Source organism: Robiginitalea sp. SC105 (assembly GCF_014243345.1).
In the GTDB taxonomy this organism is placed as follows: Bacteria; Bacteroidota; Bacteroidia; order Flavobacteriales; family Flavobacteriaceae; genus Robiginitalea.
On sequence record NZ_JACLZF010000001.1, the window covers coordinates 826,826 to 846,664 of the forward strand.

The window sequence follows — 19,839 nt, forward strand, 5'->3', positions numbered from 1 at the left end:
CGCAACCCTAATGCGAACTTCCCCCTTTGGATATATTGCCTGCAGGTACGGCTCAGGCAGCCTGCTGCAACCGCTGTGCCTCTTCCTCGGAATTCGGCCGCCTCTTGCGGATGGCCAGTTTGATCCGGTAGGTGATGTTGAACAACACCGGCACGATGATCAGCGTGAGGAAGGTGGCCACGATGAGGCCGAAGATCACCGTCCAGGCCAGCGGCCCCCAGAAGATCACGTTGTCCCCGCCCATATAGATGTCGGGCTGGAAACTGCTGAAAAGGCCGAAGAAATTGATGTTGAGCCCGATTGCCAGCGGGATCAGGCCGAGGACCGTGGTAATAGCCGTCAGCAATACGGGCCGCAGACGCGCCTTCCCGCCCTTGACAATGGCGTCCGTAACCTGGGGCAGGGTCAGCAGGTCCCGGTCGTCCAGGCCGAGCTTTACCTTTTTCCGGTCGATCAGGATCTGTGTATAGTCCAGCAGGACCACCCCATTGTTGACCACGATACCCGCCAGGGCGATGATCCCCATCATGGTCATCATGATCACGAAGGACCAGCCGGTGATGATCAGACCGCCAAAGACCCCGATAAAGCTCAGGAAGATGGCCGTCATGATGATGGTGGGTTTGGAGATGCCCCCGAACTGGAATACCAGCAGCAACATGATCAGGCCCAGGCCTGAAAAGAATGCCCCGACCAGGAACTGCATCTGTTTGTTCTGTTCCTCCAGCTGCCCGGTATAGTCGATGCTGACCCCCTGGGGGAGCCCCTCGAATTCCTCCATGGCGTCCTGGATCTGGGATACGATGGCGCCGGCATCCGTGAACCCGGGGGTCAGCCCGGAGTAGATGGTCACCACCCGTTTTGCATCGATATGCTTGATCGCGCTGTACCCGGAGGTGTTCCGGTGTTTGGCGATGGCCGAAATCGGGATTTCCTTGATCTGCCCCGTGGCCGGGTCCCGGAAGATGATGTCCTGGTTGAACAGGGCGCTGGTGTTGTAGCGCAGGTCCTCGTTGAACCGGACGTTGATGTCGTAGTCCTCCCCGTCTTGTTTGTAGATGCCGGCCTTGTCACCAAAGATGGAGCGCCTCAGCTGGTTCCCGACCTGGCCCACGGCCACACCCAGTTCCCCGGCTTTCTCCCGGTCCACGACCACCTCCATGGAGGGCTTGCTCTTGTTGACGTCGATCTTCAGTTCCTCGATGCCCTCGATGCCCTTCCCGTTGATAAAGGTGCGCATCCGCTCGGCCAGGTTGATCAGCGTATCGTAGTTCTGGCCTTCCAGCTCCACGTTGATCGGGTAGCCTGCGGGCGGGCCCACGGCATCCTTCTCCACGGAGATCTCCACCCCGGGGAAGATGCCTTCCAGGGCCTGCTGTATCTTCAGGCGCAATTCCTCCGTATCCTTGCCTTCCCGGTATTTGTATTCCCGCATGGAGAGCGTGATTTTTCCGCGGTGCGGCATTTCGGCCGCCGTTCCCCCTTCGGTAAATGGGTTCTCCGCCCCCCTTCCGACCTGGGAAACCGTGGACTCCAGCAGCACGTTCCGCTCGCCCTTCATGTAGGCATCGCTGTCGACCAGGGAATAGACCCGCTGCTCAATCGCCTGGGTCATCTCGTTGGTCTTCTCGATGGAAGTCCCCTGGGGGTATTCGATATAGACATAGATTTCATTCGGGGTGTTGTCCGGGAAGAACTCCACCTTGGTCCGCTGGGTGGCCAGGGAGGCGCCGAAAGCGACAAATGCCGCCAGGAGCAACAGGAACATCGTACCGGAATACCAGTAGACATTTTTCCCCCGGAGTGCGTGCTTGAGGCGCGCCTCGTAGAAGTTTTCAAGCCGCCTCAGGGTGTGTTTCTGGAAGCGTATGGCCCGTTTCTTGATCACGTAGCGATAGAGCCAGAACATACCGGCCGTTACGATCAGCAGCGAGCCCAACCCCCGGACGGAGCCACCGACAAACAGGATAAGGAGGCCCAGGGGTACCAGCACCAGCGTCAGGCGGATAAGCTGTTTCGGGGAAAGCTCCTTTTCGCCGGTTTCCATGAAATTGGACACCAGCATGGAGTTCATGAAAATCGCCACAAAGAGGGAGGATCCCAGCACCACGGAAAGCGTGATCGGGAAAAAGATCATGAACTCCCCCATGATGCCCGGCCAAAGGCCGAGGGGCACGAAAGCCGCTACCGTGGTGGCGGTGGAGATGATGATGGGCACGGCGATTTCCCCGATCCCCTTTTTGGCGGCTTCCAGCCGGGACATCCCCTCCTCGTCCATCAGGCGGTAGACGTTTTCAACCACCACCACCCCGTTGTCCACCAGCATCCCGAGGCCCATGATAAGGCCGAACAGGATCATGGTGTTCAGGGAATAGCCGAGCCAGGAGAGGATCATGAACGACATGAACATGGACATGGGGATGGCGAAACCGACGAAGAGCGCATTGCGGAACCCGAGGAAGAACATCAGGACCGTCACCACGAGCAGGATCCCGAAAATAATGTTGTTGACCAGGTCATCCACCTGGTTCAGGGTCCGGCTGGACGAATCGTTGGCAATGCTCACATTCAGGTCGCGGGGGTAGTAGTTCTCCCGGGCCTCCTGCACGAGCTCCCGGATGTTGTTGGCGGCCTCGATGGTGTTTTTCCCGGAGCGCTTCTTGATGTCCAGCATCACCACGCTCTGGCCCTTCTCCCTGGCATAGGTAGTCTTGTCTTCCTCGTGGAAGGTAACCGTGGCCACATCTTTGATGTAGACGGCGTTCCCGTTTTCGGATTTGACCACGAAATTCAGGAGTTCCCTGGGGTCTTCGACTTCCCCGAGGATGCGGACGGTCCGGCGCTGTCCGCTCGTCTGCAGGTTGCCGGCCGACATGGTCATGTTTCCGTTGCGGATGGCATTCAGCACGTCGTCGAAACTCACCTGGGCAGCCATCATTTTGTAGATATCCACGGCAACCTCCACTTCCTTGTCCTGGGCCCCCCGGATATCCACCTCTTTGATCTCGTCCAGGTCTTCAATCTTGTCCTCCAGGTACTCCGCGAATTCCTTGAGTTGTTCCACCGGGTAATCCCCCGTCAGGTTCACGTTCATGATCGGGAAGGATTCGGCAAGGTTCAGGTCGAACACATTGGGTTCCACCTTGGCCCCGTTGAAAATAGGCCAGTCTTCCCCCGCCTTTTCGGCATCCACCTCATCCTCCACCTTGAGTTTGGCTTCCTGAACCGTGATATTCTCGTCGAACTCCACCACGATCATGGAATAATCTTCCTGGGAGGTCGAGGTGAGCTCCACCAGGTTGCTCACGTTCTTGAGCCGGTCTTCCAGGGGGTCGGTGATCAATCGCTCGATGTCCTCTGCGGTGTTTCCGGGATAGGGGGTGCTGATATACACCTTGGTTTCCTCCACCTCCGGGAAATCCTCCCGCGGCATGCTCTGGTAGGAGCCAATCCCGATCACCAGGAAGATGCCGATCATCACATAGATTACCGACGGGTTGTCGATGGCCCAGGAGGACAGCCAGAATTCCTTGTCTGCGTTCTTCTTCTGCTTGCTCATGCTTTGTTCAGTATTTGGATTTCCTGCCCTTCGCGGACACGCCGCGCACCTTCGGTAATGATACGGTCACCCGCCTGTATCCCGCTGAGGATCTCCACCTGGTCGCCCTGGGACAAACCGGTGGTCACCAGGCGTTTTACGGCCGTGCCCACCCCGTTTTCGTCAATATCCTCGGCGAGGTAGACGTATTGTTGCCCGTCTGCGTTCTCCGAGATCACTGACGGGGGCACCAGCAGCGCATCCTCCGAGGAATAGTCGTTGATGCTCACCCGGGCGGTCAGGTTGGGCTTGATGGTTCCGCTGGCGTTGGGGACCGGGATCTCCACGCTGAAAGACCGGTTGGTGGGGTTGATGTAATTCCCCGTCTGGCGAACCTGGGTCGTGATGCTGTCGCCGAGGACCGGGAGGTAGATCTTAACTTCCTTGCCCGGACGGACGCTGGGGAGGTAGCTCTCGGGGACATCCACTTCCACGTACATGTCGGACAGGTTGACCAGCCGGATGACCGGCATGCCGGCCGCGGGGTTCACCGTGCTCCCCTGTTCCTGCATTACATTGTCCACAATGCCGCTGAAGGGGGCCCGGATGACCGATTTGGCCAGCTGGGCCTCGGCCTGCCGGATCTGATTGGTCAGGGACTCGTATTGGGCCTTTGCCTGCAAATACTGGATTTCAGAGCCGATATTCTGCTCCCAAAGCCGCCTCTGGCGCTCAAAGGTGGTCTCCGCCAGGGCTGCCTGGGTCCGCAGCTGCTCCAGGCCGCTGGCCATCCCGCCATCGTCTATGCGTGCCAGCGCCTGCCCTTTGCGGACCTGGTCCCCGTCCTTTACGTACACCTGTTCCAGGGTCCCGGCCATCTCCGGGTACAGCAGGATGTTCTGCTTGGTCTGTACATCCCCCTGCAATTCCAGGAAGTGGTCGAAGCGGGCAGGCTGCAGTTCCAGGGTGGATACCAGCGGCATGTTGGAATTGCCTTCGCGGGAAGCGATGACCGAGTCGATCCGCCTCAGGGAAATCTTCAGGTCTTTTTCCTGTTGGGACAATTCCTGCCGGCGGGCTTTGATCGCCTCCAGGTCCCCCCCGGAAAGGAGGGCGTCGACCGAAGTCTCGGAGTTGTTGCCGCATCCGGTGAGGAGGAGCAAGCCAAGGGATATGAGGAGCGTATTTTTCATGGTCTGTGTATTGATAGTTATGGGCATGGTTTTATGGAATGGCATCAGGGGTTCAGGATGTTTTCGAGGGCCGTCTTGCGGTTGATCACGTCCACCATCGACTGCAGGTATTCCCTTTGGGCCGTGTAGAGCTGGGTTTGGGCCTGGCGCAAATCAAAACTCGAGGCAATCCCTTCCGAATACTTGATGGTGTTCTTGCGTTCGATCCGCTCCGCCAGGGCCAGGTTGGCCTTGCTGGTCTCGTAGGTTTCGATGGCCAGGGTGTACGCATTGCGCGCCTGATCCAGCTGCAGTTCGAGTTTTTGCTCGGTCTCCTTCAGCTCGGTTTTGGCCTTTTCCAGCGCAATCTTTGCGCGTTGGGTGGAAGCGCTCCGGCCCAGGGAGCTGAAGATCGGGATGGACAGGTCAAAACCGAGGATGGACGACTCAAAGCTCTGGGTACCGCTTTCGAAATAGGAAAAGGGGTCGCTGAATCCGGTGCGCCCGTAATTGATGAAGGCGTTCAGGGTGGGCAATGCCCGGCTCCTGGCGAGTTTCAGTTCGTAGAACCGCTGTTCGTTCAGGTTTTGCACCAGCTTGTAATCCACATTGTTCTCCATCACAAATTCGGAATCCAGCAACTCGGGCCGGGTCTCCTGTGCCACGAGCTCGTCCAGGTTCTGGGTTAGCTCGGTGGGATGGTCCAGGGGCAGTCCCATGGTGATATTCAGCATTTGCAGGGTGATTTCCTGAAGCCTGCGGTTGCTGCTCAGGCTGTTGTGTAGGTTGGCCGAGGTAATTTGCAACTGCTCCACTTCCTCCTCTTCCGCCAGGCCGTTTTCGTACAGTTTTTCCGTTTCGTACAGGTTTTTGTCCACGGCTTCGATATCCTTTTCCAGCAGGTCCACGCTTTGGCGGGCGAGGAGCGTATTGCCGTAGGATTCCACCACGGCGCGGCGCACTTCCTGTTCCGTTTTTTCCTGGTTGTTCCGACTGTAGCTCAGGAAGGCCTTGGTTGCCTGGATCCCCACGATATAGGAACCGTCAAAGATCTGTTGCTTCAGGGTGGCCGTCGCACTGGTGGTGCGGGGCGGGCCAAAAACCACGGGCTCAAAGTCACCGGGTTGCCCCCCGAAAAATTCGGCCGGCACCAGGGATACAGGTTGTTTGATCTGGTCCTGGTAGCTTACCGCACCGCTGATCTGGGGCAGGCCGCTGGCGATGGTTTCCCATTTCTGCTTTTCTGCATCCACCAGGTCACGATCCGCATTGATGGCGCTGTAATTGTGTTCCAGGGCATATGCCACGGCTTCTTCCAGGCTGAAGGCCACCGGGGTCTCGGTTTGTTGGGAGTATCCCTGCTGCACAAGGAACAGGGTAAGGATTCCGATACGAATGAATCGCATTTATTCTTGGTTTGAATTGATGATTGTGTTGAGTATGTTCCTTCCCTTGGGGGTGACAATGCCGCGCAGGTGGTATTCCAAATATTGGTCCATGAGCTGGGGCATCGGGAATCCGGCCTTGGGGAACAAATCGTCGTCGTTCAGGCTCGTAACCCCCGAAAAATAGATCCGGGCCACAAAATGGGCGTCCAGGTTTTCCCGGTAGATCCCCATTTCCATCCCCCGCTTGATGTTGGTGAGCACACAATCCTTCATCATGTTGTACTTTTTGGCATTGAGGGATTTGTAGATCTGGGGGTAGTATTTTTTAAGCTGGTACTGAGGGGAGGATTTTTCGTTTTTGAGGTGCATCATGGCGAATTTCTTGATCTCGTAGAGTTCTTCAATCGGGTTTAACCCCTGGTCGCTGATGCAGTCGATGCCCGCTGAGATTTTATCAAAAATGCTGCAGGCGCACGCATCGATGAGGTCGGTCTTGTTCCTGAAATGGGCGTAGATGGTTTTCTTGCTGATTCCCATCTGCTCGGCCAGGTCATCCATGGTGACGCTCTTGAAGCCCAGTTGCAGGAACAATTCCGAGGCGGTATCGACGAGTTTATCTTTCATAAGGAGGGCAAATGTAGATTGGAAACTTTAAAAACAAAAAAAGTTTCCAAGGTTTATCGATTTTTTAACATTCGCTTAATCCTTTGTTCACCAGCCGTCCTTTTGCCTGGGGTCGGCCCCTCTCAATCGGCCGGCCATTTGCCCGGAGCCACCCCTTTTCAGTCGGCCGGCCATTTGCCTGCAGGCGCCCATTGGCCACCACCCCGGCAACCGGCTCCTTCGGGCAGCACTTCGCCAGCCTTACCCGAGGGAGCGGGAAGGGGCATCAGTGCCAGCCCGAAGGCCTTATCGATCCGTTCACGGATGCGTCTCTTGCGCAGTGTCTGATCCTTCATTCCTGATTCGTTCGATATAGTTGTTAAAGGCGGCCTCCCCCTCTTCGTTCCAGAACCGGTCGTAATAGGACCATTTGTCCTTTAAGTGTGAAGTCCGGTTCCGGCAATGGGCCCGATCCTGGTTTTTGCCTGGTTTTCCCTTGCCCCCGCCCGAACCGCCTGTCCCGAAGCCAAACAGCAGCTTGGCCAGCAACAGGATGCCAAAGGCCTGCCAGTAGGTCACCGCGGGAAGCCCGAACAGTTCCGGCATGAGCCAGTTCCACAGGTACATGAGCAGGTAGCCCACCAGAAAGAAGACCCCGATTCCGAACAGGACCAAAAAAAAGATCTTGAACCCCTTGGTTACCCCGCGTTTCACGCGTGCCTCCATGCGCTTTTCAATGTGTTTGCCGTAGTCCATTGTTTGTGATTTTAATTTGTGTTATACCCTTTTAGTTTTTTCTGTAAAATCGACAGGGCCCGGTGCCGCCGGGACATGAGCGTCCCCGGCGAAATCCCGGTCATCCCGGCATACTCCCTGTAGGTGTATCCCTCGAAATCGATCACCAGGATCACCTCCCGGTAATCGGGTTTCAGCCCCTCAATCCCTGCCTTGAGCTGCCGCATAAGCACCTCCGGATAGACGTCCCCGGAATTTTCGTAAAAAAGCTCCGCAAATTCCGTCCAACGGGCTTCCAGTTGGCTTTGGTCCGCCTGCCTTCCCTTCCGCGTCCGCATGACATCGATGATCCTGTTCCGGATTGCGCGGTAGACGAACCCGGCGATATTGTTGATCTGGGAGAGGTCATCCGTCCTTGAAAACAACCGGAGCGCCACATCCTGTATGATGTCCTCGGCATCCCGTTCTCCGGTATCCTCGATACGGGAACGGACATAGCCGTTGAGGGACTGGTACTCGTCCCGGAAAAAGTTGGTCAGGTTATTGTAATTTTCCTCTCCGGAGGCCATTCGCTTACTTTTATGGGCGGCTTGCATCTTTATAGACGAAGACTTTCGGTTCTATTGCATTTTTTTGCAGAAATCTTTTTTCCCGCAGGCTTTTCTGCCGGAGGGGATGTGTCTCAATTATCCAAATCGGCGTATTTTTAGCCCCATGATTGAATCTGTTGACCTTTACCGCCAGGCATTTGACGATTATCTGGGCAGAATATTACATACCCCCCAACCGGCTGGCCTGTATGCCCCCATTGATTATATCATGGGACTCGGCGGGAAACGCATGCGGCCCGTCCTGGTCCTGCTGAGCGGCGAACTCTTCGGGGCCCCCCTGGAGAAGTCGCTGCCGGCGGCCGCTGCGGTGGAAATCTTCCACAATTTTTCCCTGGTCCACGACGATATCATGGATGCAGCTCCCTTGCGGCGGGGACAGCAGACCGTCCACCGAAAGTGGGACGCCAATACCGCCATCCTCTCAGGGGATGCCATGCTCATCAAGGCCTACCAGCAACTGGACGGTTATGAGCCGGACCTGTTCAAGCCGCTTACCCGCCTCTTCTCCCGCACGGCCCTGGAGGTGTGCGAAGGGCAGCAGTACGACATGGATTTTGAATCGCGGGACGACGTCACCATAGCGGAATACCTCCGGATGATTGAATTCAAGACAGCGGTACTCCTGGGATGCGCCCTGCAAATGGGGGCCCTTATAGGGGGGGCCAAAAAGGCCGAACAGGAGGCGCTTTACGCCTTTGGCATCCAGCTGGGCCTGGCCTTCCAGCTGCAGGACGATTACCTGGACGTTTTCGGGGACCCGGAGACCTTCGGCAAACAAGTGGGCGGTGATATTATCGAAAACAAGAAAACCTACCTCTACCTGCGGGCACTTGAACTGGCTGGCCCTGGTGACGCCCAGGAGCTCCGGGACCTGTATTCGGTTCGCCCCATCGACCCGCAGCCCAAGGTTAACCGGGTACGGAAGCTGTTTGAGGAATGCGGGGCAGATACCCGGACCAGGGAGCAAATTGAAAGCTATACGGCACAGGCCTTTGACCATTTGGAAGTACTCTCGGGCAAGGGGAAAGCCCAGGAGGTGCTGCGCGCCTTTGGCGAATGGCTGCTCCGGAGGGATTTTTAGGCTATTCCAAGGCTTTTTATCAGGGACCGCCAAAGCCCCAGCAGAAAAAGGCGTTTCGGGCAGGCGGCAATAATCCGCAGGTCTTCTCCCAGGGAGGTTTGCTGGTGAAGGAACCGCAGGATCCTGTTGGCCGGCATGCTCCGGAACAGGGCAGCAAACACCTCCGCTCCCCGGGCGTTGTCCGCGGCAAGGACTTCCAGCAATACCAGGTCGTAAAACCAGAAGCGGTCCCTGTGGGCCATCCGCAACTTCCCGCCATTTTTCAGGGCTTCTATCAGTTGGGGCACCAGGCGCGAACTGTTCCAGAACGTGTACCCGGTACTGGGACGCGCCCAGCCCCCGGCAATCCCGATGTGGGTGATGCGCGGCGTATCGGCTCGGGTAAAATCGTTGCACGTCATGGGGATACTGCCCCGCTCTTCTTCGATCACCTCATACCCGGTGCCCCCGAATTCTTCCTGCAGGTATTGCCGGATGGCTGTTTCGTATTCCTCCTGTTCCAGCAGGTCTTCCGAGAACAGGGTATACTCCACCAGGGCCTCTGTCCGGGATTCCGGCAGCACGTACATAAAACGTGTATTTCCCCGCTGGGGGATGCCAAAATCCATGAAAGTGGGGGTGTCCGGGTCAAATACCGGTTGGGAGGTCCGCACCTTCCAGCCGATGAAATGCTGCTGGATCACGGGGTAGGGTTTATGGGGTATGGGGGGGTCGGTAAAGGAAACGCTGCTGAAGGCATGCCCAGCAAAATAAGTGCCTGAATGGGTCCGGACCCGGACGGCATCGCCGGTGTCCTCCACGGAGAGGACCTGTTCCCGGTGTACCGAGATATTCGGGTATGCTTCCAGCTTCCGGTAGTAGGCGCTGTAAAAAGAAGCACCCTGCAGCATCTTGTATTGAAGGGGCAATATGGAAACCTGCTGGTCCAACCCGGGACCCCGGAAGCGGATGGTATCCCACCGGGAAGCGATCAGCTCGTCAAAGCGGCCCGGCCCGCTCTCCCAGAAACACCAGGTGCGGTCGTTGCCCTTTTGCCGTTCCTTCTCAAAAAGCACAATGCGCCTGCCCGAAAACCACGGGTCCCGCCCCATGGCATCTGCCAGTAGCAACCCGGAAGCACCCCCCCCGATAATGATAAAGTCGAAGTTTCCCATAACGGCTTGTAGGCCTGGTCCCAAAAGTACGAATTCAACCGGTAAGAGCGGCCCTCAGTCCAGGCGATACCGCAAACCCGCGAAACCGCGTATCCCCTGGTTGGGCCCGTACACATAAGCCGGGTCAAAGGTAAGCCCGTAGGGATTCCCGGGGGAGGGCACCGGGTCCCCGGAAGCGTTGTACACTACCTCTTTGTCGAACGGGTCCCCGGCCCGGGCAATCAGGAAAGGTGCATTCCTGCCCGGGGTCCAGTCCAGTAGGTTTTTTATGCCGGCATAGATCTCGATATGGTTCAGCCCCTTATAGGTGAACTGGATGTTCTGTATGCTCCAGGCGGGGGAATACTCGGGCCTGGGATCCAGTTCGCCCGCCAGCGGGAGGCGCATGGGCCCGTAGAGGTTCCCGGTGTAATCGACCGTGAGCCCCAGGGGGCGGATCGGGAAGGAAACGCTCCAGGTGGCGGAATACCGCTCGGTGAGCACCGGCCGGCTGTTGGCGATATCCGAGAAGACGCGGACATCCTGCAGGGTGGTGCCGGCATCCAGGCGCAGGCCCCCTGCAAAGGCAAAGTTCACATTGGCACTGATCCCCCGGGAAACGGAGCGGCCATCCAGGTTCCGGTAGATGATCTGGTTGGGGTCCGTATCGTAATCCGGCAGGATCTGATTGGAGAAATCCGTGTAGAAGACGGAAGCGTCCAACCCGAGAAAATGCCCTTCGGGGGTATAGATTTTTCGCAGGTAATTCAGGTTCAGGTTCCAGGAGCGTTCCGGCAGCAGGTCTTCTTCAATTACCACGTCCCGGGCACCCGTCAGAGCGGCGTGGTCCTCCGTGAACAGGTTGACCACCCGGAACCCGGTCCCGAAATTGACCCGAAGGAGTTCATGCTCGGCCAGCTGGAATTTGATTGCTCCCCTGGGCGTCCAGATCCCCCCGTGGCGGGGGTCCTGGTCGTAGCGCAGGCCGGCTAGCAGGGTGTGCCGGTCCATCAGGCGGATTTCATCCTGTACAAACAGGCTCGGGATCCACACCCGGTCCGGGGCGTTCCCGCTGGCAGAGCCGGTGGCAGGGGTATTGTCGTCGTAGTAATTGTAGCGGATGGCAGCCCCCACCAGTAGGTCGTGCCTCCCGGCAGGCTTGTCCCAGGTCAGTTGGCCAAAGCCGATGCGCTGGTCGGCAAAATAGGGGAGGTCCCCGTAATAGGAATCCTGGCGGTGGTCGTTATAGGAAACGGCAAGCAGCAGTTTTTCCGGAACGGGCAGCTGGTAGCGCCCCAGAAATTCCCATCGCCGGGTGTAGATGCTTTCCCCGTAGATGGAATCCGTCCCCCGGAATTCCGGGGTCCACTGCATCTCGCCCCCCCACCGGTCCTCGTAGAAAAACCGGCCGGCCAGGGTAAGCTCCCGGGAGGCATCCCGAAGGAAATTCCATTTCTGGAATACCGAAATGCGGTCCTGCAGGGTGACATCCGTAAAATTGTCGCCGTTGTGGTCTACAGGCACATCGTAATTGAAGTAATTGATGCCGGTGAGTACCCGGGCCTTTTCGCCCAGCCGGAATTTCCCCCCTGCATCCAGGTTGTACTCCCCCCATCCCGTGGCAAACCCATCGGTAAAAAACTCCGGGGCGCTCAGGGTGTTTTTGGTGATGATGTTGATCAGCCCCCCAACGGCTTCACTCCCGTAGAGGGAGGAGGCCGGGCCCTTGACGATTTCGATCTGTTCGATCAGCGCATTGGGGATGCCCGACAGGCCATAGACGGTCCCAAGGCCACTGACAATGGGCATGCCGTCGATCAGGACCAGCGTGTAGGGGCCCTCCAGCCCATTGATATGGATATCCCCGGTGTTGCAGACATTGCAGTTGATCTGGGGGCGCACCCCGTTGACCGCCTGCAGTGCCTCAAAGACGTTTGCCGTGGGGTTCTTGCGGATGAAGGCCGGGCTGTAGACCTCTACCGGGACGGGGCTTTCGAACCGTCGCACCGCCTTCAGGGTTCCGGTGACCACCGTCTCGTCCAGCTGTTCGGTCCCCGGGTGGAGCAGGATTTCCAAAGGGTCCCCAGGACCGTTCCCCACCTCCACCTTCCTCCGATGGGTACCATAGCCAACGGCCGAAACCACCAGGGTGTATTCCCCCTGCGGCAGCCCTTCCAGGCGGAACCGACCGTCGAAATCCGTCGCAGTTCCGGAGGCTGTCTCGCTGATGAAAACATTTGCCAGCGGGACGGGTCCGTCTGCGTCCCGTACCCTGCCGCTTAGCGCATATTCCGGGGATGGCTGGGGTTCCCTGTCCTGGGGGAAGAGGGAAGCCAGCCCCAGGAAGAGGCACATCATAAGCAGGCAGGTTGGACGATTCACTAATTCTAAAATTAAATTTAGACAAATCTAAAAATTTGTTTTTATAAATAAAAATGTAATTTTGTTTCAGAGTAAAAACGGATGACGCATTCAGAAGAGAATTACCTCAAGGGGATCTACCACCTCAGCAAGGGCGGGTCCGTGGCCGTGGCCACCAATGCCATCGCCTCCCAGATGGATACCAAGCCTTCCTCGGTCACCGACATGGTCAAGCGGTTATCCGAAAAGGGCCTGGTGGACTACCGGAAATACCAGGGAGTTTCCCTGACGGAATCAGGCAGCCGGCAGGCATTGAAGATCGTGCGCAAGCACCGCCTCTGGGAGCTGTTCCTGGTGGAGAAACTGGATTTCAAATGGGACCAGGTACACGAGATAGCCGAGCAGCTGGAACATATCGAGAGCGAGGTGCTGATTGACCGGCTGGATGCCCTGCTCAACTACCCGGATTTTGATCCGCACGGGGACCCGATCCCGGACAAGAACGGGGTATTCAAAACGCGGGAGAAGAAATTGTTGTCGGCCATGCCGGTCCCCTCCGAGGGCCTGTTTGTGGGGGTAAAGGATTCCTCCGCCACCTTCCTCAGGTTCCTCGATAAACACCGGATTGCCCTGGGAAAGAAGGTAAGCATACTCGAAAAGGAGGAGTTTGACCACAGCATGCGCATCCGCCTGGATGGGGAGGCGTTCCGGATATCCCACCAGATTGCCTCCAACCTTTATATCAAACCCAATGCAGTTCCATGAAACCAGTAATTGATTACATGCAGGGGATCGACCCGGTCCTGGCCGCCTTTTACGCCACCTTGTTTACCTGGGGGCTGACGGCCCTGGGTGCGGCCCTGGTATTCTTTTTTAAAACGATGAACCGGGCGGTGCTGGATGGGATGCTCGGCTTTACGGGAGGGGTGATGGTTGCCGCCAGTTTCTGGAGCCTGCTGGCCCCGGGGATCGAGATGAGCCCCGGCGACGGGTTCGTCAAGGTGTTGCCCGCAGCTGTGGGCTTTCTGTTGGGGGCATTCTTTATTTTTGGCCTGGACAAAGTCCTGCCCCACCTCCACATCAATTTCAAGGAAAGCCAGGCAGAAGGCATCGATACCGGATGGCGCCGCACCACCCTCCTCACCCTGGCGATCACCCTGCACAACATCCCGGAAGGGCTGGCTGTGGGGGTCCTGTTCGGAGGGGTGGCTGCCGGGTTTGAGGGAGCCTCAATAGGCGGGGCCGTCGCCCTGGCCCTGGGGATTGGCCTGCAGAATTTCCCAGAGGGCTTTGCCGTTGCCATGCCGTTGCGCCGCTACGGGCTGAGCAGGAAAAAGAGCTTCTTCTACGGACAGGCCTCTGCCGTGGTAGAGCCCATTGCAGCTGTCCTCGGGGCCTGGGCGGTACTCACGTTCCAGCCTATCCTTCCCTATGCCCTGTCTTTTGCGGCCGGGGCCATGATCTTTGTGGTGGTGGAGGAGGTGATCCCGGAAACCCAGCAGGATAAGTATACCGATATCGCCACCATGGGCTTCATCGGCGGGTTCGTGATCATGATGGCCCTTGACGTGGGGCTTGGATAAAAAAAACCGGCCAGAGGCCGGTTGATGACAGGTCCGGTTATTCCCTATTGGCTCCAGGGGGGCGTTACCCCGTTGGACCGTGCATAGGCAATCAATTGTCCCTTGTGTTCCCCGTTGTGTTCCAGGACCACCAGCAAACCGGAAAGGCGGTTCATTTTGGCAAACCCGAAATCGACCTCTTCGCCAAAGCTGCCGGGCTCGACCATTTTCAGTTTTTCCTGGATAAAATCCGAGGATTTCCTGAAGGCATCCAGGATATTCTGCTTGCCCGTAATGGATTCCATATTCATCACATCCACGTCCTCAGGGGTTGCAAACCCCATGCGCATGGCGATATAATAATTGGATGCCGCCGTATGCAGGATGGTTTCGCCGGTAGACCGGACCCCTTCCGAAGGGCGCCAGGACATTTGTTCTTCGGAAAAAGCCCCGGCCAGGTCCATGATCTGGCCCTGTACGCGCTCGAGCATGCCGGAGATGCCGGGCACCACCACATCTTCCTGGGCAAATCCGCCTAAGCAAACAAGCCCCATGAGTAAAACAAGTAATTTTTTCATTTTCAACAGGTTTATTTTAGTTAGAGAAAGCCGCAACCCTTCAGGGCGCAAGCAAATAAAGATACTAAAATATCCGGTTGGTGGTGGGGGGCCGTGCGGGGCGGACCCTTCAAAAATAGGGATATTGGGAAATTTCCAGCGGTGATATCGCGTTATGGATAAAGAGGTACCTTTGAAGGTGCAAGGCCGGGGATACATCCCCCCGGAAAACAATTTCAGATGACCCGAAAAAAACGCCATTGGTTCTGGAACGCGCTGCTGATCGTTTGCCTGGTAGTCTGCGGCCTAGCCTTTACGGCCCATTACAGGAACTGGGCGCGCCTGGAGGCCGATCGGATGCAATTGTTGTCCGGGATCTATTACGTGGACCTTCCCTATGCGGATATTGACAACCTGGTCTGGGTGGAAAAAATCCCGAAGATGGAACGCCAGAGCGGGTTTTCGGCCTGGGCGCTCGAGAAAGGGGTTTTCACGGATTCCCTGAACCCCGGGCAGCGGGTATACGTCCTGGTGGACGACCTGCGCCAGCAGAAGATCCGCGTCCGGTATCGCGACAGCCTCACGCTTTTCCTCAATTTTGCCGACTCTGCGGAAACCCGTTCCGTCTATGCGCTCCTTGAGGCCAAGCAAAAAGAATATAAACCAGTGGCCCGATAAGCGCTGACTTGTTTATTTTTGCGGGTCAGAATCCCGATGGAATGAAAGAAAAAATCTGGTTACTCGCCTGCCTGTTCCCGCTGTCGCTTTTGGGGCAAAACCGCCTGCAGATCGACGTGGAGGGAGTAGAAGCCTCCGAAGGGGAAATCCAGGTAGCGGTCTACAACCAGGCGGAAAATTTCCTGACCATCGAAGGGGTATACCGGTCCGACAGCACCAAAGCCAGCAAAGGGACCACCCGCGTATTCCTGGAAGACCTCCCCTCCGGGCGGTATGCGCTGGCCATCTTCCACGACCGGAACAGCAACCGGGAGCTCGACACCAACTGGATCGGCATCCCCAAGGAACCCATGGGGTTCTCCAATTCCCGTATGAAGACGTTTGGCCCGCCCAGCTTCCGGGATTGCGAGCTGTTCCTCGAATCGGACAGCCATATAGTCATCCGCCTCGAATAGGTATTCCGGCCTCCTTGTTGAAGGGTTACCCCCCGGATTTGGTGGTAATGATGATTACGCCATTGGCGCCCCGCGACCCGTAGAAGGAAGCGTCCGCCCCCTTCAGGACTTTAATGGATTTTACGTCCACTGGCTGGACCACACTCTCGACCTGGCGGAAAGAATTCCCCATGGCCAGGCCATCCAGGACATAAAGCGGTTCCAGCCGGGAACTCGCCCCAAAGGAATTATTCGCTTTTACCAGGACCGGGACCCCACCCTGGACCGTCATCCCCGGCAATTTGCGAATGCGGGTGATCAACGGGATGACTGCACTGTTGCGGTCGTCCATTTCCGCTTCCAATCCACCCTGGTCGGAACTTTCGGTCCCGGAAGCGGTGCTGCCGCAGCCTCCCAGCATCAGGCCGGCAAGCAGCAGTATCAGTGTCGTTTTTTTCATAGTGTACGAATTAGTGGCAACCGCAATCCCCATCCCCGCAATCCCCCTGTTTTTTGGTATTGGGCCAGAGGAATTTCCACACCAGCCAGCCGATGGCAAACGCTACGGTAAGGTAGACGAGGATGTATTGCAGGTTGAATTCCATCATGCGAGTATTTGATAGGCGCCCAAAGCTATAAGATAAGCAAAAGAACTCATAATTACCAGCTGCAGCACCGGCCATTTCCAGCTGTTGGTTTCCCGTTTGACGATGGCCAGCGTGCTCATGCACTGCATGGCGAATGCGTAGAAAAGCAACAGGGAGATCCCGGAGGCCAGGTTGAAAAGGGGTTCCCCCGTATCCTCGCGCACTTCGGCCGCCATCCGGTTCTTAATGGTTTCCTCTTCATCGCTGCCCACGCTGTAAATGGTGGCCAGTGTCCCCACAAAAACCTCCCGGGCGGCAAAGGACGTCAGGACGGCAATCCCGATTTTCCAGTCGTAGCCCAGGGGTTGTACGGCCGGCTCGATGAATTTGCCCATCCGCCCGATAAGCGAGTGCTCCAGCTTGTAGCCGGCAACCTCCTGGTTCAGGGCCCGTACCTGTAGCAGGGACTGGTAGGACAGGAGGGAATCCTGCAGGCTGCCCACGGGGACCCTGCCGGAGCCCGGGGTGATCCCGGCCCGAAGGCCCGTGCGGTATTCCTGCATTTTCTGGGCCATGTACGCCTTGCTGTATTCGCTGTACCCATCTGTTTGGACGCGATTGGTGACGATTTCCTCCGCATTGCGGAAATCCTCGGAGAACCCTGTGGAACCCAGGAACCAGAGCACGATGGAAATGGCCAGGATGATTTTTCCCGCTCCATAGACAAAGCTCTTGGTTTTTTCCACCACGGTATAGAAGACGTTTTTCCAGAGCGGCCACTTGTAGTTGGGCATCTCGACGACAAAAAAACTGCGGCTGGGGATCTTCAGGATGCGGTTGAGCCCCATTGCCGAAAGGATGGCTGCCAGGAAACCTACCAGGTAGAGCAGCATCAGGGTCAGCGCCTGATAGCTCAACCCGATAAACCGGCCTTCGGGGATTACCAGGGCGATGATAATAAGGTAGACCGGTAGGCGGGCGGAACAGGTCATGAAGGGCGTTACCAGGATGGTGATCAGCCGTTCCTTCCAGCTGTCGATGTTGCGGGTGGCCATCACCGCCGGGATGGCGCAGGCGGTCCCGGACATCAGCGGCACGACGCTTTTTCCGCTCAGGCCAAAGGGGCGCATGACGCGGTCCATGAGGAAGACCACGCGGCTCATATAACCCGATTCCTCCAGCAGGGCGATAAAGAAGAACAAAAAGGCAATCTGCGGGATAAAAATCACGATCCCGCCGATACCGGCTACCACCCCCTCGGCAATCAGGTCGGTAAATACCCCGGGCGGGAGCGTGTTCTTGATCCATTCGCTCGCAGAGGCGAAACCTGCGTCTATAAAGTCCATGGGGACTTCACTCCAGTCGTAAATGGCCTGGAAAATGGTCAGCAGGATGACAAAAAAGATGAGGTACCCGAAAACCTTGTGGGTGAGTATCTTGTCGAAAGTGGCGCGCATGCCTTTGGCAGCTGCCCAGTCCACCTTATAGGTTTCCTTGAGGATGCCGTTGATGTACTGGTAACGGAGGATGGTCTCCTTGTGCTGCAGCCTTTTGAGCTCGCTGCTCGATTTGACTTCGTACGTGGGCTTCCCGATCCTGAGGTTCTTCTGGAGGGGGGTGAAGTTCACATCCTGGGTAATGACCACCCAGAGCTTGTACAATTCCTCCCCCGGAAAGGTTTTTTTCAGGCGGGCGAAATATTCCGGGGCAATCACCGATACATCCACGCAGGGTTCCGCAGGGATGTCCCGGTACTGTTCAATGAGTTTTTTCAGGGTGTCGATACCCGTATTTTTGCGGGTGCTTACCAGTGCAATCCGGGTTTTAAGCCGGGATTCCATCGCCTTAAGGTCCAGGCTGATGCCTTTTCGCTCCATCCGGTCTGCCATATTGATCACCAGGATGGCGGGGATGCGCAGATCGCGGATCTGGGTAAATAGCAACAGGTTGCGCTTGAGGTTTTCCACATCGCTGATCACCACGGCGACGTCCGGGAAATCCGGCGCATTGCGGTTGAGCAGTAATTCCACCACCACGCTTTCATCCAGGGAGGTGGTATTCAGGCTGTAGGTTCCCGGCAGATCCAGTATATGCGCCTTGATCCCCCGGGAAAGCTTGCAGATCCCCTGTTTTTTCTCAACGGTGATCCCCGGGTAGTTGCCCACCTTCTGGTTGAGACCTGTCAGGCGGTTGAAGACTGAGGTCTTCCCGGTATTTGGGTTGCCGATAAGCGCTACCTTGATATCCTTACTCATCGGGGGAAAAGGGTTCCAACGCAATCTGACGGGCCACCTCGCGCCGGATGGCAATATGGGAACCGTTGACGTTGATATAGATTGGGTCACGCAGGGGGGCTACCTGGACGAGCTCGACGATATTCCCGGGCAGACAACCCAGTTCCAGTAGCTTGATGGGCAGTACATCCTCGGTGAATTCCTTGATGATCCCTTTTTCGCCCCGTCTTAAATCGGCTACGTTCAAACCCAATTTTTATTTAGATTGATTATAAGCAAGAACAAAAATACGGGAAAAACAGGACATCGCCGAGTGCGCAGCCAAAAAGATTTAAGGGTTATCCGGACCGGGCGTAGGAATCCTGCAGGATCCGCAACTCCTCCAGAAGACGGGCCATATCCTCGCGTTTGGTGCCGTCATAGGTGCCCCGTATGCGCCCCTCCTTATCCACCAGGATGAAATTCTCCGTATGGATCATGTCGAAGGGGCCACCGTCCCCAACCGTTTTGACGGCCATATAGGATTTCCGTGCCAGCTCGTAGATCTGTTTCTTGTCGCCGGTAACCAGGTTCCATTTTTCGTCCATCACCCCCTTCTCCAGGGCGTATTCCTTTAAGCGGGGCACCGAATCGATTTCCGGGGTCACCGAGTGGGACAACAGCAGGATGTCCGGCTGGTCCCTGAGTTCCTCCTGCAGATAGGCCATATTCTCGGTCATGATCGGGCAAATGGTCGGGCAGGTGGTAAAAAAGAAATCCGCTATGTAGATGTGCCCCTCGTAATCCTTGCGGGTGATGGTATCGCCGTTCTGGTTCACCAGGCTGAAATCGGCTACCCGGTGGTATTTTTTGATGTGGCTGATGTCCGGGTCCACAAGTTCCGGGTTAAAGTCTGCCGGCTGGTAGACCGGCAATACCTCCCGGGGGTCCAGGGCGTCGTAGATCAGGTACAGGATTACCGCGGAGACCCCGGTAAGGGTTAGCAGGAAATACTTGTACCGGCCAAAGAAGGAGCGCATTAGCTGACTTTTGTGCAAAGGTACGCAACCGCGTAATCCCTGTCAAAGCCAGGGGCGTGCGCGGCCTGCTAATTCTTTCTTAAAGATGCCGGCATCCGGGACTTTTCTTTTTTTAAGCGCTTGTAAAAGTGTACTTTTGTGCGTTT

General features: G+C 56.8%; 20 protein-coding genes. 5 read left to right on the top strand and 15 right to left on the bottom strand.

The window, feature by feature from the left end; translation table 11 throughout:
- Positions 1 to 52 precede the first annotated feature (52 nt).
- From H7F20_RS03655 to H7F20_RS03685, 7 genes are all read right to left on the bottom strand, one after another.
- Complete coding sequence (locus tag H7F20_RS03655; protein WP_185784769.1) at positions 53 to 3,559, bottom strand: efflux RND transporter permease subunit; 3,507 nt, start codon at positions 3,557 to 3,559, stop codon at positions 53 to 55.
- Positions 3,556 to 4,731, bottom strand: coding sequence for an efflux RND transporter periplasmic adaptor subunit (locus H7F20_RS03660; RefSeq protein ID WP_185784770.1), 1,176 nt, complete (start codon positions 4,729 to 4,731; stop codon positions 3,556 to 3,558). The genes H7F20_RS03655 and H7F20_RS03660 overlap by 4 nt, the downstream gene beginning before the upstream one ends.
- Positions 4,732 to 4,775: 44 nt before the next feature.
- Positions 4,776 to 6,116: a TolC family protein gene (locus tag H7F20_RS03665; RefSeq protein WP_185784771.1), complete on the bottom strand. Its 1,341-nt coding sequence runs from the start codon at positions 6,114 to 6,116 to the stop codon at positions 4,776 to 4,778.
- A complete protein-coding gene (locus H7F20_RS03670; RefSeq protein WP_185784772.1) occupies positions 6,117 to 6,722 on the bottom strand; it encodes a TetR/AcrR family transcriptional regulator in 606 nt (201 codons plus the stop codon).
- A 158-nt stretch (positions 6,723 to 6,880) separates the two neighbouring features.
- On the bottom strand, positions 6,881 to 7,057 hold the full coding sequence (locus H7F20_RS03675) for a hypothetical protein (RefSeq protein ID WP_185784773.1): 177 nt from the start codon (positions 7,055 to 7,057) through the stop codon (positions 6,881 to 6,883).
- Entirely contained in the window at positions 7,020 to 7,457 is a 438-nt protein-coding gene (locus tag H7F20_RS03680) for a hypothetical protein (RefSeq protein ID WP_185784774.1), read from the bottom strand. The genes H7F20_RS03675 and H7F20_RS03680 overlap by 38 nt, the downstream gene beginning before the upstream one ends.
- 11 nt (positions 7,458 to 7,468) lie before the next feature.
- The gene (locus H7F20_RS03685) at positions 7,469 to 8,005 is read right to left on the bottom strand and encodes an RNA polymerase sigma factor (RefSeq protein WP_185784775.1); all 537 of its coding nucleotides are present in this window, start codon (positions 8,003 to 8,005) and stop codon (positions 7,469 to 7,471) included.
- Positions 8,006 to 8,150: 145 nt separating this feature from the next.
- Between H7F20_RS03685 and H7F20_RS03690 the strand changes: the two genes are divergently transcribed.
- Positions 8,151 to 9,128: a polyprenyl synthetase family protein gene (locus H7F20_RS03690; RefSeq protein WP_185784776.1), complete on the top strand. Its 978-nt coding sequence runs from the start codon at positions 8,151 to 8,153 to the stop codon at positions 9,126 to 9,128.
- Here the strand turns inward: H7F20_RS03690 and H7F20_RS03695 are convergent.
- Positions 9,125 to 10,282: a lycopene cyclase family protein gene (locus H7F20_RS03695; RefSeq protein ID WP_185784777.1), complete on the bottom strand. Its 1,158-nt coding sequence runs from the start codon at positions 10,280 to 10,282 to the stop codon at positions 9,125 to 9,127. The genes H7F20_RS03690 and H7F20_RS03695 overlap by 4 nt on opposite strands.
- Before the next feature lie 54 nt (positions 10,283 to 10,336).
- A complete protein-coding gene (locus H7F20_RS03700; RefSeq protein ID WP_185784778.1) occupies positions 10,337 to 12,619 on the bottom strand; it encodes a TonB-dependent receptor in 2,283 nt (760 codons plus the stop codon).
- Between the two features lie 105 nt (positions 12,620 to 12,724).
- Between H7F20_RS03700 and H7F20_RS03705 the strand changes: the two genes are divergently transcribed.
- Positions 12,725 to 13,387, top strand: coding sequence for a metal-dependent transcriptional regulator (locus H7F20_RS03705; RefSeq protein ID WP_185784779.1), 663 nt, complete (start codon positions 12,725 to 12,727; stop codon positions 13,385 to 13,387).
- On the top strand, positions 13,384 to 14,205 hold the full coding sequence (locus H7F20_RS03710; protein WP_185784780.1) for a ZIP family metal transporter: 822 nt from the start codon (positions 13,384 to 13,386) through the stop codon (positions 14,203 to 14,205). The genes H7F20_RS03705 and H7F20_RS03710 overlap by 4 nt, the downstream gene beginning before the upstream one ends.
- Positions 14,206 to 14,249: 44 nt before the next feature.
- Here H7F20_RS03710 and H7F20_RS03715 read toward each other — a convergent pair whose 3' ends face one another.
- Positions 14,250 to 14,762, bottom strand: coding sequence for a DinB family protein (locus H7F20_RS03715; RefSeq protein ID WP_185784781.1), 513 nt, complete (start codon positions 14,760 to 14,762; stop codon positions 14,250 to 14,252).
- Positions 14,763 to 14,981: 219 nt separating this feature from the next.
- Here H7F20_RS03715 and H7F20_RS03720 point away from each other — a divergent pair, with 219 nt between their 5' ends.
- Both H7F20_RS03720 and H7F20_RS03725 read left to right on the top strand, forming a co-directional pair.
- Positions 14,982 to 15,419, top strand: coding sequence for a hypothetical protein (locus H7F20_RS03720; RefSeq protein WP_185784782.1), 438 nt, complete (start codon positions 14,982 to 14,984; stop codon positions 15,417 to 15,419).
- Positions 15,420 to 15,460: 41 nt separating this feature from the next.
- Entirely contained in the window at positions 15,461 to 15,874 is a 414-nt protein-coding gene (locus H7F20_RS03725) for a DUF2141 domain-containing protein (protein WP_185784783.1), read from the top strand.
- Positions 15,875 to 15,899: 25 nt separating this feature from the next.
- On the opposite strand, the gene H7F20_RS03730 is transcribed toward H7F20_RS03725, so the two are convergent.
- The 5 genes from H7F20_RS03730 to H7F20_RS03750 all read right to left on the bottom strand — a co-directional run bounded on the left by H7F20_RS03730 (position 15,900) and on the right by H7F20_RS03750 (position 19,693).
- A complete protein-coding gene (locus H7F20_RS03730; protein ID WP_185784784.1) occupies positions 15,900 to 16,313 on the bottom strand; it encodes a TonB-dependent receptor plug domain-containing protein in 414 nt (137 codons plus the stop codon).
- Positions 16,314 to 16,323: 10 nt separating this feature from the next.
- Positions 16,324 to 16,461 (bottom strand): FeoB-associated Cys-rich membrane protein, encoded by a 138-nt coding sequence (locus H7F20_RS03735; protein ID WP_255443971.1) that lies wholly within the window; start codon positions 16,459 to 16,461, stop codon positions 16,324 to 16,326.
- Positions 16,458 to 18,695 carry a ferrous iron transport protein B gene (gene feoB / locus H7F20_RS03740; RefSeq protein WP_185784785.1) on the bottom strand — a complete coding sequence of 746 codons (2,238 nt, stop codon included), beginning with the start codon at positions 18,693 to 18,695 and terminating at the stop codon, positions 16,458 to 16,460. Before feoB ends, H7F20_RS03735 begins: the two co-directional genes overlap by 4 nt.
- Positions 18,688 to 18,927 (bottom strand): FeoA family protein, encoded by a 240-nt coding sequence (locus tag H7F20_RS03745; protein WP_185784786.1) that lies wholly within the window; start codon positions 18,925 to 18,927, stop codon positions 18,688 to 18,690. Before H7F20_RS03745 ends, feoB begins: the two co-directional genes overlap by 8 nt.
- Positions 18,928 to 19,012: 85 nt before the next feature.
- Positions 19,013 to 19,693 carry an SCO family protein gene (locus H7F20_RS03750; RefSeq protein ID WP_185784787.1) on the bottom strand — a complete coding sequence of 227 codons (681 nt, stop codon included), beginning with the start codon at positions 19,691 to 19,693 and terminating at the stop codon, positions 19,013 to 19,015.
- Positions 19,694 to 19,839: the final 146 nt, after the last annotated feature.